Annotated in this window: 14 protein-coding genes; 5 read left to right on the top strand and 9 right to left on the bottom strand. The window is 38.9% G+C overall.

The genetic code is table 11. The annotated features are described in order from the left end of the window. The first annotated feature begins 477 nt into the window (after positions 1-477). Positions 478-1,038 (top strand): hypothetical protein, encoded by a 561-nt coding sequence (locus tag LY11_RS18975; protein WP_111635218.1) that lies wholly within the window; start codon positions 478-480, stop codon positions 1,036-1,038. 149 nt (positions 1,039-1,187) lie between these two features. On the opposite strand, the gene LY11_RS18970 is transcribed toward LY11_RS18975, so the two are convergent. Next, the gene (locus LY11_RS18970) at positions 1,188-1,877 is read right to left on the bottom strand and encodes a Crp/Fnr family transcriptional regulator (RefSeq protein ID WP_111635217.1); all 690 of its coding nucleotides are present in this window, start codon (positions 1,875-1,877) and stop codon (positions 1,188-1,190) included. 34 nt (positions 1,878-1,911) lie between these two features. Further along, positions 1,912-2,148 carry a hypothetical protein gene (locus LY11_RS18965; protein WP_111635216.1) on the bottom strand — a complete coding sequence of 79 codons (237 nt, stop codon included), beginning with the start codon at positions 2,146-2,148 and terminating at the stop codon, positions 1,912-1,914. 132 nt (positions 2,149-2,280) lie between these two features. On the opposite strand from LY11_RS18965, the gene LY11_RS18960 reads away from it, so the two are divergent. The 4 genes from LY11_RS18960 to LY11_RS18945 all read left to right on the top strand — a co-directional run bounded on the left by LY11_RS18960 (position 2,281) and on the right by LY11_RS18945 (position 6,583). Next, complete coding sequence (locus LY11_RS18960) at positions 2,281-3,555, top strand: chloride channel protein (protein ID WP_111635215.1); 1,275 nt, start codon at positions 2,281-2,283, stop codon at positions 3,553-3,555. Further along, on the top strand, positions 3,552-3,878 hold the full coding sequence (locus LY11_RS18955) for an EthD domain-containing protein (RefSeq protein ID WP_111635214.1): 327 nt from the start codon (positions 3,552-3,554) through the stop codon (positions 3,876-3,878). Before LY11_RS18960 ends, LY11_RS18955 begins: the two co-directional genes overlap by 4 nt. A 494-nt stretch (positions 3,879-4,372) precedes the next feature. Beyond that, positions 4,373-5,740 carry an NAD-dependent succinate-semialdehyde dehydrogenase gene (locus LY11_RS18950; protein WP_111635213.1) on the top strand — a complete coding sequence of 456 codons (1,368 nt, stop codon included), beginning with the start codon at positions 4,373-4,375 and terminating at the stop codon, positions 5,738-5,740. Between the two features lie 153 nt (positions 5,741-5,893). Next, positions 5,894-6,583 carry an OmpW/AlkL family protein gene (locus LY11_RS18945; RefSeq protein ID WP_111635212.1) on the top strand — a complete coding sequence of 230 codons (690 nt, stop codon included), beginning with the start codon at positions 5,894-5,896 and terminating at the stop codon, positions 6,581-6,583. A gap of 61 nt (positions 6,584-6,644) precedes the next feature. Here the strand turns inward: LY11_RS18945 and LY11_RS18940 are convergent, their stop codons facing one another. From LY11_RS18940 to LY11_RS18910, 7 genes are all read right to left on the bottom strand, one after another. Beyond that, positions 6,645-7,361, bottom strand: coding sequence for a DUF3891 family protein (locus tag LY11_RS18940; RefSeq protein ID WP_111635211.1), 717 nt, complete (start codon positions 7,359-7,361; stop codon positions 6,645-6,647). Between the two features lie 77 nt (positions 7,362-7,438). Beyond that, the gene (locus tag LY11_RS18935) at positions 7,439-8,215 is read right to left on the bottom strand and encodes a DNA-formamidopyrimidine glycosylase family protein (RefSeq protein ID WP_111635210.1); all 777 of its coding nucleotides are present in this window, start codon (positions 8,213-8,215) and stop codon (positions 7,439-7,441) included. A 129-nt stretch (positions 8,216-8,344) separates the two neighbouring features. After that, entirely contained in the window at positions 8,345-10,177 is a 1,833-nt protein-coding gene (locus tag LY11_RS18930; RefSeq protein WP_111635209.1) for a glycoside hydrolase family 2 protein, read from the bottom strand. A 164-nt stretch (positions 10,178-10,341) separates the two neighbouring features. Continuing rightward, positions 10,342-11,886, bottom strand: a complete 1,545-nt coding sequence (locus LY11_RS18925; protein WP_111635208.1) for a cryptochrome/photolyase family protein — start codon at positions 11,884-11,886, stop codon at positions 10,342-10,344. Positions 11,887-12,091: 205 nt separating this feature from the next. Continuing rightward, positions 12,092-12,454: a DUF6122 family protein gene (locus tag LY11_RS27100; RefSeq protein WP_111635207.1), complete on the bottom strand. Its 363-nt coding sequence runs from the start codon at positions 12,452-12,454 to the stop codon at positions 12,092-12,094. After that, entirely contained in the window at positions 12,444-13,106 is a 663-nt protein-coding gene (locus LY11_RS18915; RefSeq protein ID WP_245952833.1) for a competence protein CoiA family protein, read from the bottom strand. Before LY11_RS18915 ends, LY11_RS27100 begins: the two co-directional genes overlap by 11 nt. A gap of 182 nt (positions 13,107-13,288) precedes the next feature. Next, positions 13,289-16,180: an AsmA family protein gene (locus tag LY11_RS18910; RefSeq protein ID WP_111635206.1), complete on the bottom strand. Its 2,892-nt coding sequence runs from the start codon at positions 16,178-16,180 to the stop codon at positions 13,289-13,291. Positions 16,181-16,338: the final 158 nt, after the last annotated feature.

Here is a 16,338-nt window from a genome sequence, read left to right as displayed (position 1 = left end):
TCCCAAATCAATGATTTTATACTTGAAGTGCAGGTGACTTGGTTAGCACCGGGTGAACATGTATCGTCCGGGTACTGCCTGAGTACTGTTCGGGTACTCGTTAGGGTAAGAGCAATGCTAAAGTAACGTGAGAGCATGGCAAGTCCAAGTAAAAACAACTAGTTGAAATGACTTGGACTTGCCATGCTTAAAGCCTGTTCTCAACCTGGTGTCATCCCGACCACCACTCAGGCACAACCAAACCATAACTAGTTGAAGATTCATGACCTTTATGATTTTCCTTTTGAATAACCCACTGACATATACGGACAATTGCAGACAGCCACGGACAATTACGGACATTTTCTACGCACTAGGACAATCCTTAACGCTAATGGTGTACATTGGTGGAAAAGAAACTTAGATCAATATTATCCATACAGGTAAATCATTTTATTTAAAAAAAGTTTAAGGGAAGATCAATTAACAATATACATCATGTGTAATTCCAAATCATTAATCAAATCGGCTCTTTCGCTCTTTCTTATTTTCCTAACTGCATTAGTTTCATGTGATTACTGGAAGGATGGGATTCCTGTGGTTTTAACAGATGGTCATGCAAACGCCAGTGCCACAGCTATTACAGTCAAAGGAACTGATGTGTATGTAGCAGGCTATGAAAATGACGAGATCGCTGTAGCCAGATATTGCAAAAACGGTAAACAAACAGTGCTGAAGATTGATAGCAAGTTATCCAATGGAGCAAATTATTCAGAGGCCTATTCTATTTTTATTGCAGGGAACGATGTCTATATTGCCGGAACGGAATTCGGACTTGCAGCCTATTGGAAAAATGGTATACCAGTATTACTGGCTCTCAAAAAGAGTCCTGATCAATCAGGTACTGATAATGAAAGTTCAAAAGCGACTTCCATTGCTGTTTCAGGAAAGGATGTACACGTAGCCGGCATTCAGGATACACTTGCATCCCTTTTTCCATACCGTAAAATACTGGAAAAATGGAAAAACCACTACTACCCTATCCAAAAAACCTCTTGATGCAAAGACCAAGGTATTTCTGGCGTTAAACGGCTACGATTATAAAAGCGACGGCCCCTATAATGTACCGCATTACTCATATAAATGTACTATTTTAATCCCCTTCAAAATAATAATTTAAGTATTACGCGAAATTGAAGCATCAATTCTTAGTAATTTTCAGTCATTATACGGAATTCATGAATGTTATTAATTGTAATGCTTTTGCCTGAAATTACAATCATATTCTCGGCCAAAAGATCATTGATTGTACGAAACAACGACTCATAAGAAGAACCTGTATAAGAAGCAATATCCTGCCTGGTCAATTCAATATTTATAAAACCCTTATCATCGACACCAAATTGATCCTGCAGCGAAAGAAGCGCCTGCAACACTCTTCCCTTTATACTCATATGCGCAAGATTACTCATTCTTCTTTCTGATTCTTGTAACTCACCAGCAAAGAACCGCATCAGTTGAATCACGAAGTTAGTATTTACATTCATCGTCGCTTCTAAAAACTCCAGCTCAATAAAACAAACTACAGCATCTTCAATTGCAGTGGCAGAAACAGGATAATGTCCTGATCCGCCCAATCCGAGGTGACCGATAACGTCACCCTTTTGGGCAAAACGTACAATAAGTTCTTTTTCATCGTCCCATTTCTTATGGACTTTCACTTTTCCGCTATAGACAAAGAATATCCCTTTAACTTCCTCCCCTTCTTTAAAAACCTGCTGACCTTTTTTGATTTTGATATTTTGCTTATTCGCATCGATAGCAAGCTTCCAATCCTTTAAACAGAACCTGCACAAAAAACAGGTATTTAAATCGCAGGTATTTTTTGTTTTTGTCATCCTTATTATTTTACCATCATTTGGCTGCACGAATTTAGCCAATCTTTATTTTATCATGTCCGCCATCATCTGCGATATGGAAAATAATTCCAATGACTATCAGAACCCCACCTGTAAAAGCCGGCCATTGAAAAGACTTGATACCATTCAAATTTATAGTCCACGCATGCGAATCTACGCTATTAACAGTTGTCAGATTAGTAAAGGTTAAAAAACCAGCGCCAATAAATACAATCCCAATAATTATTAACAAAACATTCATCTTTTTCATAACATATACATTAGAATCCAAAAATACGGTTAATATTTCACACGCAATATAATATAAACATTTTTATATAAAAAAATCATATTTATATTACATTTGCAATATAAAATATAATAAAAAGATTTTGATTTAATAATGAAACATTCCACCTCAAAAAAGATTTTTGAATTACGGCACACCATAAAGAATCCCTTAAAAACTAATCCTTTTGTTTATAATAAAGACTTTCTGCTATGGACTATCATTGGTATAGTCGGTGGTATTATTTCTGGTGGTTACTGGATTGTACTGGAAAATATTACATCATTTTTAAAAATTATAGAAGGAATATTTGTAATTCCTTTAATGACTATTGCCGGATTAGCAGCAGGATTAATCATTCATAAACTGGGTGATCCGGGCGAAATTGATTTAATGGTAGATAATATACATTTTAAGGGGGGCCGCCTGAATCCTAAAAGTAATCCATCTATGATTTTATCGTCTTTAATCTGCATCGCCTCCGGAGGGAGTTTAGGGCCGGAAGCACCACTAGTACAAGTGGTTGGATCTACAGGAACATATATTTCACGTAAATTAGGTTACAAAGGAGAAGATATACGTTCTATTACCATTGCTGGGATGGCCTCTGCATTTACTGCTCTTTTTGGAGCTCCGCTTGGGGGAAGCTTATTTGCTTTAGAAATATTAGACCATAAGCACGTTACAAAGTATTACAAGGCTTTTATGCCTGCATTGGTGGCCAGTTGCGCAAGTTATCTCATTTTTGTATTGATCACACACCTTAATCTTGGACCTGCCTGGAATTTCCCTCCTTATAAGAATCCAAAGCTCGGGGACATTTTTTATGCGGTTGCTTACTCTTTAGCGGGCGCTGCTACCGGATGGCTGTTTACCTTACTCATCAAGTCATTTAAGCTGCTCTTCAGGAAAATTTCATTTGCTGTTTATTATAAACTGGCTCTTGGCGGCTTTTTATTAGGAATGATTGCTTATTTCATTCCTCTTACCCGATATTTTGGGCATGAACAATTAACAGAAGTACTTACCGGAAGTTTTAGTATTCAGTTCTTATGCTTGTTATTGCTCATGAAACTCATAGCCATTGCAATCACAGCAACCTCTGGCTGGAGAGGTGGTTTTATTATTCCACTCCTATTCGCTGGCACTGTTCTGGGATTAGTTATCTATCAGTTATTTCCCGGACAAAACCTCACATTAATTACTGTATGTTGTATGGCAGCTTTAAATGCGTGTGTTACACGAACGCCTGTAAGTATTATTATTTTACTTGGTGCAATGACAGGTTTTCAAAATATTGTACCCATTATTTTCGCAAGTTTAACAGGATATTTTCTGGCACCTAAATCTCCATTGATACACGCTCAAATGGGTATGGATAAATTATGATCAGACTCACTATATTTTTAAGGAGATGCAGCGGTATGAGCCATGAAGAATTTGTGTGGTATCATGTAAATAAACATGCTCCTTTATTCAGGTCTCTTCCCGAAGTAAAGATTTATGTACGCCGCTATCTGCAATATCACCTTCCCGAAGAAATATCAAAAAAAACAGCATTATCGGAATATGATGGCATTACAGAAATCTGGTTTGATGATCTGGAATCTGTATATAAACTTTTCGCAGCTGATGCCTATAAGCGGATTATTCTTACAGATCAGGAAAAATTCATGGATTTGTGCGAAAGCGTTGTTGAGATCTCAAAATAAAACTAAGCTTACCTTGCTTTAATTATTAAAAACCATTTTCTGATGTTATAAGTACTTTTACTTTGTTGTAGCCGGCTGTGTATCTGCATTAAGAGATAGCTATTTAGAAAGCATGTGTGGCATCCACCCTTAACATGCTTTCAGTAATTAACTAAACTAAATTTGGCTTTCGCCATTATAGGATTCAACTTAAACCCTATAAATTCTTATATATCTTTTCAACTATTTACCTGATCGAGCTTTGATCTTTCATTCGCTGATCCAGCCTGTTTATAATGACAACTTTTGTAGAGAAATGTTGCATAAGTATTCAAATAAATAGTTTATAATTCGCTGTTGTTACCATAGTATAAGACATGACATCAAGTAATTTCAGTATAAGACACCAGAATCATGCTTTAACAGCTAAATACCCTCCTTCTTTATTTGGCTCAGTTTTGGCAGGTAATAAAACAAAAAACAATACTTAGAATCGAAATAAAAAATCAACGACCATGAATATTTCATCAATAAATCCGGTTAATGGGCAGCAAATTCAAGAATATATAACGCTTAATGAAAAACAAGTAGCTGAGAAGATTGAGCAAACAAACAACGCCTGGCTGGATTGGAAAAAAACCACGCATACCAAGCGCAGAACACTGATGAACAGGCTTGCCGAAATTTTGCGGGAGCGTAAAAATGAGCTGGCAATATTAATGGCCAATGAAATGGGAAAACCTGTTAAACAAGGGCTGGCCGAAGCAGAAAAATGTGCTTTATGTTGTGAATATTATGCGGTTAATGGAGAGGGTTTCTTAACGGATCAAATTATCGAAACTGAAGCAACAAAGAGTTATGTCAGCTTCCAGCCAATAGGTATAGTTTTAGCCGTAATGCCCTGGAATTTCCCATTATTTCAAGTATTCCGATTTTTAGCACCAACGCTTATAGCAGGAAACTGTGGTGTTTTGAAACATGCTTCAAACGTTCCGGGTTGCGCTTTGGCTATTGAAGAAATGATTGTTCAGGCAGGCTTCCCTCCTCACGTTTTTCAAACGCTTTTGGTAGGCAGCAAAATGGTTGAAAAAATCATCGAAAATCCACGCATTAAGGCTGTAACACTTACAGGCAGTACCAACGCTGGTATTAATGTTGCCACCAAAGCAGGTTCAATGCTTAAAAAGGTAGTACTGGAATTAGGTGGTAGCGATGCGTATGTGGTTCTGGCAGATGCAGATTTGGAAAAGGCTGCAGAAATCTGCGTAACCAGCCGTCTGACTAATAGCGGTCAAAGTTGTATCGCTGCTAAAAGATTCGTTGTTGAAGAATCAGTGATCGCTGAATTTACTCAACTTTTTCTTGATAAGATGAAGAAAAAGGTAATGGGCAATCCACTTGAAATGGATACCGACATTGGACCAATGGCACGTATAGATCTGCGCGACGAGCTTCATGAGCAAGTTGTAAAATCAATTGAGAAAGGAGCAGTTTGTATTCTTGGTGGCGAGTTACCTGAAGGTAATAATGCTTATTATCCTGCCACTATTCTCACCAATGTATTGCCAGGTATGACAGGCTATGATGAAGAGCTTTTCGGCCCGGTTGCATCGATCATTTCGGCGAAAGACGAAAATGACGCAATTCGTATTGCTAATGACAGTATTTTTGGGTTAGGTTCAGCCATATTTACCAAAGATATTGCTAAGGGTGAGCGAATTGCAGCAATTGAACTGGAAGCTGGTTCATGTTTTGTAAATGACCGCGTACAATCTGATCCGCGTCTGCCTTTTGGAGGTGTAAAGACTTCTGGTTATGGTAGAGAGCTGGGAAGCTTTGGGATTCTTGAATTTGTAAACGTCAAAACGGTATACATCAAATAAATCTGATTTAAATTATAACATTAACTCCATAAATCTCCGGATTTCAAAATCAGTAGGAAATTAAACTGAGCAAGATCATTTTAAAAGTTGCTTTAAGCCATTTTTCTCCCTGGCCCGCTGCAATAGATTTGCTTCAAATAAAATATTACTGATATGAAAAAGTTAATACTAATTATGGCGCTGATGATGACTGGGTTTTACGTGTATCCTCAATCTTCCCAAACCACAGCGCAGTGGAGAGTCAGACTTAGAGGAGTGGCCGTTATTCCTCAGGAAAGCGCTTCAATTGGAGTGATCGGTGGCGATGCTAAAATTTCAAACTCCTTTATTCCAGAAATGGATTTCACGTACTTTTTTAACAAACATTTTGCAGCAGAACTGATTCTTGGAACGACCAGGCACAAAGTAAGTACAGTAAATTCCGACTTAACTGCAATAGGCGGATCGAGCGCTGCAAACGTAGATCTGGGCAAAGTATGGCTACTTCCTCCTACACTGACTTTCCAATACCACTACCCGGTTGGTAAATTCAATCCTTACCTGGGTGCCGGTATTAACTACACTATTTTTTACAGTGCAGATGAAGGACCGGTTGTAAAAGGAATAGCTTATAAGAACAAGTTTGCATTTGCTGCACAAGCTGGTTTTGATTTTGACATTAGCAAAAGTTTATTCATTAACGTTGACCTGAAGAAAATATTCCTCTCTACAACAGCTACGGTAGATGCCTCGAACCTTACCCCCGCAGGGAGTCCGCAACTGGAGCCTGTGTTAAAAAACATAGTAGCAGACGTAAAAATCAGGCCCTGGTTATTAGGCGTGGGAATCGGCTGTAAGTTTTAAAAATGTAAGTGCTGATTTGCATTACCTTTTCAGGCAATATAGAAAGGTAATGCAAATTACATCAGGCTTTGGAAACTATCAGTTCCTTTAAAACAGGCGGCATATCAAAGGTTTTCTTACGGAATTCGCCAACATTCTTAAAATGCAGCTGCGAAACTGTTCTGGACTCATAACTTATCTTAAACTCATCCAGCTCAAAAGGCCAGGGATCTACCACAAGTACCTGATCTGACTTCGCAAATACCGTATACATTATCCCATCAGGACCAGTACTGATGTCCATTTTTCGCTGCTGCGGCTGGATCGCAAGCTGACAGATCAATAAAGAAAAAGCATCACAAAATTCCAGCAATTCATAGGCAGAATCTACCTCGTCGGCAGAAACTGACAAAGCCTTCATCCAAACCTTTTCACGCTTTTTAAGCTCCGCAATAAATGCCAAAGCTTTAGGATCTTCTCCATGTACAAATTGAATGTGACGGGAAATCATCAAAGCCACCCATGCACTTTTGGTTTCAGCCATCTGCATCAAGCGGGTTCCATACTCTTTTTTGAATCCGGTCATCTTAAAATTCACCGGACCACCCTGCTTATTGAGCAGGTCCTGATTCTCAAACTCGTTATATATGTCATCATGCTCTGCAGTAGCCACTAACGTATCCACCCAAAATCGTCCCTGATCAGATTTCCTCCAATATGCGCAAATCTGGGCCGCTAGTAAGCCATGTGAACGCTGAGTAATGATTTCCCACCCCGATTCTATATAATTTACAATCATCTTATAACTCCATTCTTTAAACCTTCAATTAAAGCCGCCGATTTTATGATCGGCATTTTCATCTGCTGATGGAAAGGTTAAAGGGTGTATAGCATTTGCTCATCGGTATAATAAGTTTTTCTGGCCCCTTTTTTCTCAATCTGAATCGCAGCTCCCGTTGGACTCTGTTTTAAATCCGGACGATGTACTCTTAAAAAATCTTTCACTTCGCCGCTCAGCGCATCCGGAAGTTTTCCGGCAATATCGACAGACTCTTGATGTAATACCTTATTAATTGTTTTCAGTAATTCCTTTACTTCAGCCTCAGGAATTGCTTTAGCTATAGAAAAGGGGGAAATTTTTGCTTCCCAAAGGATCTCATCCGCATAAGTATTACCGATTCCTCTAATCGAATGCTGATCCATCAGTAAAGTCTTAATCTGCACCTTCTTTTTAGCCAGCAAATCTTTAAAATACGAAGGGCTCAAAGATAAGGCATCAGGCACAGTAGAATCCTCAGGATTCAGCGTCGGCGTTGCAGCCTTTTGAAAATCTGTCAAAGCAAAACCATCCCCGCCCTTGAAATGAAAAGAAACAATGGGGAACTTCACCCCGCTATCTTCCTGTAAGTCCTTAATTTCACCATGCAGCATTAAATGCAAACCCAATACAGCATCGTTTCCAAAATGCAGCTGAATAGTCTTTCCTTCCCTGGAAACACGGCTCAGCTGATGACCTTCTAATGCGTCTTTCAGCTCTTCAGCCGAAACATTTAACTTCTTGGCCACCGTTACTTCAACAGTTTCCAGGGTTTTATTTTTAAAACGCTTTTGCAGATTCTTAGCAAAAACTTCCAGATCCGGTAATTCAGGCATAATGACTATTTATTTTTGAATGTTAGCAGTTTAGTTACGGAATAACAACATAAAATGAAAGTTGTTTCTCTGATCTATAACCATTAAACTGCTGTTCAGTGCTTCGTAAAGCAGAATTGATATTTAGATTTAGTCTTTCAATTTGTAACTTTCCTTAATGACAGCCTCATTAATTGCTTTGACCCTGTCCATTTCCATTTTCTCAAAAAAACGGTCATAGGTTAACAGCCCATTAACTTCATGTTCCACATCTGTGGTTTGTGTATATACAGCTACACTTAAGCCTTTATACTTCATTAGCTGCTCAACTTGATCCAGCAAAAATACATATCTGTCTGTCAGCCTTGCTTTCGTTGCTTCATATTCGTAAGCATTATTTGCAACCGGCCACATATGGCCACGTACGAACAAGCCAACTCCGCCAAATTCGCCTAAAGAAGCAGCACGGTGATCTTCTGGAACCGAAGCCCCATAAGGACCTACATAGATGTGCGTATCCACATAATCTCCGTTTCCCGGGTCACCATATGCCTTTTGATAAGTTGGATTATTGTTAAAACCCGAGTTGCCGTTAACGAGCCTCGATGGATCATATTTCTTCACCCAACTGGTTATATTTTTAACATCAAATGCTCCCCAATTTTCATTAAAAGGAACCCATGTAATTATTGACGGGGAGTTATAATGGTCATCAATCAGTGTTTTAAGCTCTTTTCTGAATGTTGTTCTTGTCTTTGTGGTGTCCTCATTTGGATACCATATAGCCGGCATATCCTGCCATACTAATAATCCCAGTTTATCAGCCCAATAGTAAAACCGCTGAGGCTCGGTTTTCATATGCTTTCTGATCAGGTTATACCCCGCATTTTTAGTAAATTCAACATCAAATTTCAGTGCCGCTTCTGTGGGTGCTGTTAAAATCCCGTCCGGCCAGTAACCCTGATCAAGCAAGCCAAGCTGCATAATAAATTTACCATTGATCAATGGCCTTGTAACACCATCAACCTTACCTAATTTAATATCACGCATCCCAAAATAGCTGCTTACTTTATCAGTGATACTACCTTGGGCATCTTTCAGGCTGATGTTAAGGTTATATAAAAAAGGCTCATCCGGCGACCAGAGTTTAGGCGTTTTAATGGGCAGGTAAAAGTAAGTACCATTAGCTGATTCTGCCTCCGATACAACCTTTTTGCCGTCAAGTGCTATTGCTGTTACTTTTCCTCCTCCTTCTGTATTTACCAGGACTTTTAAACGGCTATTGGCTAAGTCAGGCAGCAAACGGATATTCTTTATATAGGTTTTATTAACTGGTTCCAGCCATACAGTTTGCCATATCCCGGAGCTGTAGGTATAATCTCCACGGGGGCCACTCTTGCCCGAGGGCACCCGGCCATCGTTAAGATCATGTGCTGCAATGACAAGACTGTTATTTCCCTTTTTTAAATAAGAAGTGATGTTGAAACTGAAAGCATCATAATTTCCAGCGTGAGTACCTGCTTTATGCCCGTTAACGAATAGTGTGGTATTGTGGGAAACCGCATCCAGATGAATAATCACCTGCTTATCTGCCCAGTCTGCAGGAATATCAAAAGTACGGCGATACCACATATTAATTTCCTGCTTCCGCTGAATACCTGACAATACAGATTCCGGACAATAGGGAACCTTGATTTTTTCTATTTTACCATCGAATGAAACAGGTGCGGGCGGGTTAAGTGCGCTGGCAACATCTTTTCCTCCTTTATAATCCCATTCGCCATTCAGGCACTTCCAGTCGTTACGCGCTAATTGTGGCCTGGGATATTCTGGAAATGGAACCGAAGCTTCCATAGCAGCTTTAGTCCATTGTGTGGGCATAAATACTTTTTGTGCAAATGAAACAGTTCTAAAACTGATCAAAAGGAAGACGAAGGACGCTATTATAAAATGATTTTTATTGCTGAATAAAATTGTTTTCATCAAGTATTGGGTTTAGTGGCTTAGGCTAAATATACATAAATTAAACACCTGCATAAATTACTGGTTATCTTAGTGACCTGTTAAGACAGGAAACGGAAAGTCAGCATTGCATCATAATTTCTGAAAAATGGCAGTCCTGCCAATCGGTAAACAGATGAAACAGCTTATAATTCCTCCAAATGGTCCAGGCAATAATTCGCGCGCAACAAGACAGCCTCCCGATTGTGAGGATTCATTTTATCCCATAGCCGATATACCATGGAAAGCCGATGGTTTAATTTCAGTTGGTCACGGTGGCGATCGTGGAAATCCCAATAAAGACTATTAAAGGGGCACGAGTTTTCTTCAGTTTTCGTAGTGCGGTCATAATAGCATTTGTCACAATAATTACTCTGCTTATGAATGTAATTAGCACTGGCAGTATAAGGTTTTGATCCTATAATTCCTCCATCAGCAAACTGGCTCATTCCCCGGGTATTGGTAATTTCGACCCACTGGATTGCGTCAATATAAATCCCAAGATACCAGAAATCTACTTCATCGGGTTTAATGCCCGCTAGTAGTGCAAAATTCCCTGTGACCATAAGACGCTGAATATGGTGTGCATAGGCATGTTCTAGTGACTGAAGAATACTATGTTTCAGGCAGTTCATCTTTGTTTCTCCAGTCCAATACCAATCCGGCAATTTTCTCTGGTGATTAAAGTAATTCAGTTTCTCAAACTCCGGCATCTTTAACCAATAGATGCCCCGCATATATTCGCGCCAACCCAGGATCTGCCTGATAAAACCTTCAAGCTGATTAATGGCTATAGCTTTCTTGTCCTTTTCCCAGGCATGCAGTGCGGCGGTAATCACTTCCTTTGGGGAAAGCATTTTTGCGTTCATCGCAAAAGACAGACGGGAGTGATAAATTGACCATTCATCCGTGTGCATTGCATCTTGGAAAGTACCAAAAAAGCAAAGACAATTATTGGTGAAATAGTTTAAAAGCTTCAGGGCCTGCTGGCGGTTAACGGGCCAGTAGAAATTTTCAGGGTTTATGCTTCCAATCGTTTTTACTCCGGCTTCTGTAATCCGCTCATATTGGGGCCTTACATTATTGTGGAATAATAATGGCGTATAAGGCTTGTGATTCTTTGGTAATTTACTCCTGTTTTCTTCGTCGAAATTCCATTTTCCTCCGACTGGCTCTTTGCCTGCCATTAATATTTCATGCTTTTTACGCATTTCCCGGTAAAAGTTCTCCATCAGCAAACCTTTTTTACCGGAAAAGAATTTGCCCAGCTCATCCCTGCTTGTATAAAAATGTTCGGTATCCCAGGCTTGAAAAGTTATAGTCAGTTTATCGCAATAGTCTTTTAGATCTTCGTCAATCCGGTACTCATCAGGCAACTGATATTCAAATTTTTCGATGCCATATTTAGTGATCAGCGCATTACAATTTGCAGCAAAGCTTTGTTTATTTGAAGGATCGTCAATTTTGAGATATAAAGTTTGATGACCATCATTGTTCAACGAACTGGCGAAACCTTCCATAGCTGCAAAAAAAGCACAGGCCTTTTGGATATGGTGCCATACATAATCCGTCTCAGTGCGTATTTCCATTAACACATATAAAACAGATGGATCTTGATTTGTAAACCAGGAATGATTGCTGTTGAGTTGGTCGCCCAATAGCAGTCTTAATACTTTATACTTTTTCTTCATGTTTATCTGGCCCCTGGCATTAACACCGTTTCCGTGTTAGTGTTTCTGGTTGTTTTGATTTTAACGTATTATCGCTTTAATTGAAGTGTTTCATCTATATTCTAAAACTCCTGTTTCAGCGGAAACTGCACTATAAATAAAGGAAGGTTCAAGAATTTAATCCTGTAGTTTAGTATAAGCCATCGTTTGAATTATAAGGACAACCTTAACTAGTGAGTAACTTCAGGTGCATCATAATCTGAGAAAAATGGCAGTCCTGCCAATCGGTAAACATATGAAAGAGTAATCCGACTGCAATTATCCTGGTCTTAGGAAACAGGAGTAATATAAAATAAAATGCAATTGCATAGTAGGAATGCAGTGGGTGGAATCCAATACTGCATCTGTTTGGATCGAAAATTGGCGTTGCCAATAAATGATCAGCATCTACCACCATAGTACAGACCATAATAAGCCATGCGCGCTTCCATCGTTTCCTGAAAAACAAAAATGCAAGAGCCCCGGGAACTAAAAGATGGAAACCGTAGTGAACAATGGGTTGCAGTATTTTAATAAAATCACCTGACATATTGCTCAATAAAGGATTTTCTGGTCATAATATGAAGGTAGGGATAATCTTCAGATAGTTGTTTGCGCTGTTTCAGCTGATAGACAAAATGTCCTCCCAGGTCAACAACGATAGGATTTTTGGCCTGATACCATACCTTGTGCGGATGTTTCCAGCAAAACGAGTAATAATATGAGGTAAGTGGAAGCTTGTTGAGTTCCGGATGTCGAAAACTTAGCACACGGGGCCTCCCCTGGAGAAAATCAGTCTTTCTGATCATCGACAGGTTGTCGGTATTGCAGAAATCATAATCGGCAATTCTGGGATCATCTACATCTGGTAGATTTTTCAAAACACGAAAGCCTTTGAATTTTTTCCCATTCAGAATCCAGATCAGCTTCGGATAAAAGGCTTCCCTGCTTTTTAACTCTTCCAGGCAAATAGGGGAATTCTGAAATTCAAGTGTTGTACCGCAGGGAGTATGTACATCTGCACGATGCAGTTCTCCTAATGTTAAATCCGAAAAACTTACTTCTCTGAATGCCTGCGGGAATGCTTCTTTCCAGTTGCGATGCCACTCCGTCTCTCCATAATAATTTCTTAAAGTCTTTCCCTTTTCAACAGGAGACTCTTTCAGGGGCTGATTATTGGGTGTGAATATAGAAGGCTCCATATAAATAAAAACTGCAGGAATTTAGCAGCTCACAAAGCTATACTAATATTTTTAGTGAAGCAAGATATTGAGAAAAATGTCAGAGAAGTACATAATATCAAAATAATCTGACCATATGAATTACCGGTAAGCCAAAAATATGACTCCCGATTGCATCTGTATATTTCACTTAACTTCCTCCATTAAACTTTCTTCACAGCTTTAACTACTTGTTTCTCTGCATTTTTGGCTTTCTTCTCCTGCACTTTTTTCTCTTTACGCTGCTCTCCCCCTGATTTCTTTTGATCACGTTTCTCTTCTCTGATCACCTTGTTAATCTTCCTGTTATAAACCGCAGTTAAAATCCCCTGACCAGTCCTGCTGAAAAACTTGATTTTTGGCTTGTCACTTGTTCCTGTAACAGCAACCGGAATGCCGATCCAACCCGCAGGAGGAAGTCCTACTTTGACAAGAATATCCAATAACCCATTGAAACTTGTAGTCCCGCTAATGGAAGGTCTGAGCACAGAAACTTTAAACTTAAATTCATCAATGTGGATCAGGTTATTCTTAATATGTGTTACAATATTAACTCCTTTCATATCAGGATTATTGAAAGCATCAGCCCCTACGTTATCCCCGATTACAGAAAGCATTTTTAAGTTTTTTACTGCTACATCCCGTAAATTTACTACACCTCCCCCCTCTAAAGAAGGATAAATAGGGTTCATATTCTGATCAAAATCTCCTTTTAACTTATAATCCATCGACACGATTCCTTTCACATCTTTTGCAGAAGTAGCCATTTCCCGCACCATGTCGATTTCATTATACGCCCTTTGTACATTAAAATCCATTACTTTAAATGCCACATCAAAGTTGGCGGTTAAGGGCGATTCATCCTGATAGCGGGCATCAATGTTCATCCTGCTTCCGATAAGATCGAATGAAGTGTTCTTCAAAAATACCTGACCACTCTTCACAGCGGCCTTCCCCTGAAGCTGATTAATGACCAGCCCTTTAAAGCCCACTTTTTTCGCATTGACTTCTAAAGAGACATCCAGATTTTTCGGAACAATCACTACACCGCTGCTTTTCGGATTTTCGGCTTTCGCATATTCAACTTCTAAAGATTTATGCGCATTGTCACTACTCTTCAGCGCCATAAATTCATCGACCAGGATATAATCCGAATGCGATGCAAAATTTCCATGAAGGGTTCCTTTACGCTCGATAAAATAATTGATAGTATTTAAAAGATAACCATTCAGCGAAAAATCAGATTTTCCATAAGTGGCATAAAACTTCCTGAACCACATTTTCTCATTCTCAAACTCGAAGTTACCTTCCTTAATATAAAATGACTTCGGCAAGTATGCGGTATTCGCTTTTATATTTTTCAGCATCAGCGTGCCTTTGTTATCAAGTTTGCTGTACTGACCTGTAGTAGCATAACTTTGTCGTCCATTTAAAGAAAGGTCAGCCGTAATTAATCCACTAACATCAAAATCTTTTCTTGCAAAGACCAGGTAAATTCTTCCCACGTTTAACACCCCTTTAGCACGTACTTTATAAAGCATATCTTCGAAATTCTGCAAATCCGCATCAACAAATACAGGATTCCCTTCAAAATCAAACTTAAAAGGAGAAAGTTTCACACCAAGGCTTTTAAAGGTTCCATCCGTATTGACGAGGTTAGCTGTCAGATTGATGTTTTTTATCGGATTTGGATAAGCAGTTGTTTTTAACCAGCCGTTTTTCAGATCAAGATAGCCACTGGCTTTCGGAAATAGCTTTTTATCCATGCTGAAAATACCGTTTGCCTTAATGTCGGCATTCATCAAACCTTTGATTTCAAGATCTTTTAAACCTAACGCCTCGTCAATTGTCTGAAGATTAACTGCACCTTTTATAGTCGCATTCACGTCCATATTACTCAACCCTCTGGTTTTAACAACCGCCCGGAAATTGCTTTTCGGTCCAAGGTCAAAGTTTAGTTTTTTTAGATCCAATCCCAATTTTTCAGGATCTAATGAAGGCAGATCGACAGTCAGATCCACGTTAAGATTGTTCATAGGCACTGGTGCCTTTGTGCTGGAAATCACACCATCTTTAACCAGCAGACGCGCCATAAAATTCGGTTTTAGGTTCCTCGGTTCACTAAACTGTCCTTTCAGGCTGAAAAACAGATCGCTTTTCCCCTCTAGTTTGGTGTCCTTTGCCCATTCGAGATATTGTGGTGGTAAAACTGAAACCATATCACGGATCGTAGTTTTTTCTGACGCGGCTTTGATGTCCAGGTCATATCCATCCTTAAGAATACTCAGGAAACCGCTGAATTTTAAAGGAAGGTCGTTGATTCTTAGTTCATTTTTTCTGAGTACAAAAGTCAACGCATCCGTATTGATTCTTGTAATCAGGTCCGCATGCAGGGACTTTTGCCTGGCATAATAGATTCTGTTAAGACTAAAATCTATTTGATTTACGCTAAGATCTGTTTTGAGATCAAAAATATCCTCACTCAATCCACCTTTACCTATATAATTGAGCCCTTTTGCATCTACTAATATTTTAGCCGCATGGTCATTATATTTGACATGCCAGTTTTTAAATTTGATAAGTTCGAGCTTGATAGATGTCTCCTTTTCAGCAGTACCTTTTGGACTTTTAGAGGGGCTGGATACATAGACATTATAATTGGCCTGCCCTTTACTGTTGACATAAACATTTGCATAAGCATCGTTTACGTAAATTTCATCAATCTTAACTTCACCACCAAAAATCAGGTTTTTCAGATTGATTCCCGCTGCCACTTCTTTTGCTGACAGTAAAGTATCCTGCTGAAAAGGCTTAGATCCTAAAAGCAATAAATCATCTACAGATACTGTAAGAGAGGGGAAATGCCGGAAAAAAGTAAGATGTACCTTTTTATAATCAAGTTTCCCGGCCAGGCGCTTATTAGCAAATATTTTAACCTGCTCAGAAATAGTTCCGGGAAATAATAACGGAATAATAAACATCAAAAATAATATGGATGCAAAAAAAAACCCACCCCACTTTAAGGTCTTTAGAACCACTTTTTTAATCTTTTCCATAAAATGATAGAATAATCTCGATTTATCAGTAAATATTACCTAGAAAAACATTCAATTGTCAGCTATCTAAAATCAAGCCAGTTTCTTACCGTATTTTTAAGATATATTTCAGTGGAGAGGTAAAGGAATACATTGACTACCTTGTATCTTGAAATATA

Origin of the sequence: Pedobacter cryoconitis, assembly GCF_003259615.1 — a bacterium.
Taxonomy (GTDB): domain Bacteria; phylum Bacteroidota; class Bacteroidia; order Sphingobacteriales; family Sphingobacteriaceae; genus Pedobacter; species Pedobacter cryoconitis.
Note: the sequence above shows the minus strand (reverse complement) of the source record. Positions and strands in the feature narration are given on the sequence as shown.

Bases quoted from the DNA above. Each gene is read 5' to 3' on its own strand.
- LY11_RS27100 (WP_111635207.1), bottom strand. From the start codon at position 12,454: ATGTCAGGTGATTTTATTAAAATACTGCAACCCATTGTTCACTACGGT.
- LY11_RS18970 (WP_111635217.1), bottom strand. From the start codon at position 1,877: ATGACAAAAACAAAAAATACCTGCGATTTAAATACCTGTTTTTTGTGC.
- LY11_RS18930 (WP_111635209.1), bottom strand. From the start codon at position 10,177: ATGAAAACAATTTTATTCAGCAATAAAAATCATTTTATAATAGCGTCC.
- LY11_RS18950 (WP_111635213.1), top strand. From the start codon at position 4,373: ATGAATATTTCATCAATAAATCCGGTTAATGGGCAGCAAATTCAAGAA.
- LY11_RS18925 (WP_111635208.1), bottom strand. From the start codon at position 11,886: ATGAAGAAAAAGTATAAAGTATTAAGACTGCTATTGGGCGACCAACTC.
- LY11_RS18965 (WP_111635216.1), bottom strand. From the start codon at position 2,148: ATGAAAAAGATGAATGTTTTGTTAATAATTATTGGGATTGTATTTATT.
- LY11_RS18915 (WP_245952833.1), bottom strand. From the start codon at position 13,106: ATGGAGCCTTCTATATTCACACCCAATAATCAGCCCCTGAAAGAGTCT.
- LY11_RS18945 (WP_111635212.1), top strand. From the start codon at position 5,894: ATGAAAAAGTTAATACTAATTATGGCGCTGATGATGACTGGGTTTTAC.
- LY11_RS18940 (WP_111635211.1), bottom strand. From the start codon at position 7,361: ATGATTGTAAATTATATAGAATCGGGGTGGGAAATCATTACTCAGCGT.
- LY11_RS18960 (WP_111635215.1), top strand. From the start codon at position 2,281: ATGAAACATTCCACCTCAAAAAAGATTTTTGAATTACGGCACACCATA.
- LY11_RS18955 (WP_111635214.1), top strand. From the start codon at position 3,552: ATGATCAGACTCACTATATTTTTAAGGAGATGCAGCGGTATGAGCCAT.
- LY11_RS18910 (WP_111635206.1), bottom strand. From the start codon at position 16,180: ATGGAAAAGATTAAAAAAGTGGTTCTAAAGACCTTAAAGTGGGGTGGG.
- LY11_RS18935 (WP_111635210.1), bottom strand. From the start codon at position 8,215: ATGCCTGAATTACCGGATCTGGAAGTTTTTGCTAAGAATCTGCAAAAG.
- LY11_RS18975 (WP_111635218.1), top strand. From the start codon at position 478: ATGTGTAATTCCAAATCATTAATCAAATCGGCTCTTTCGCTCTTTCTT.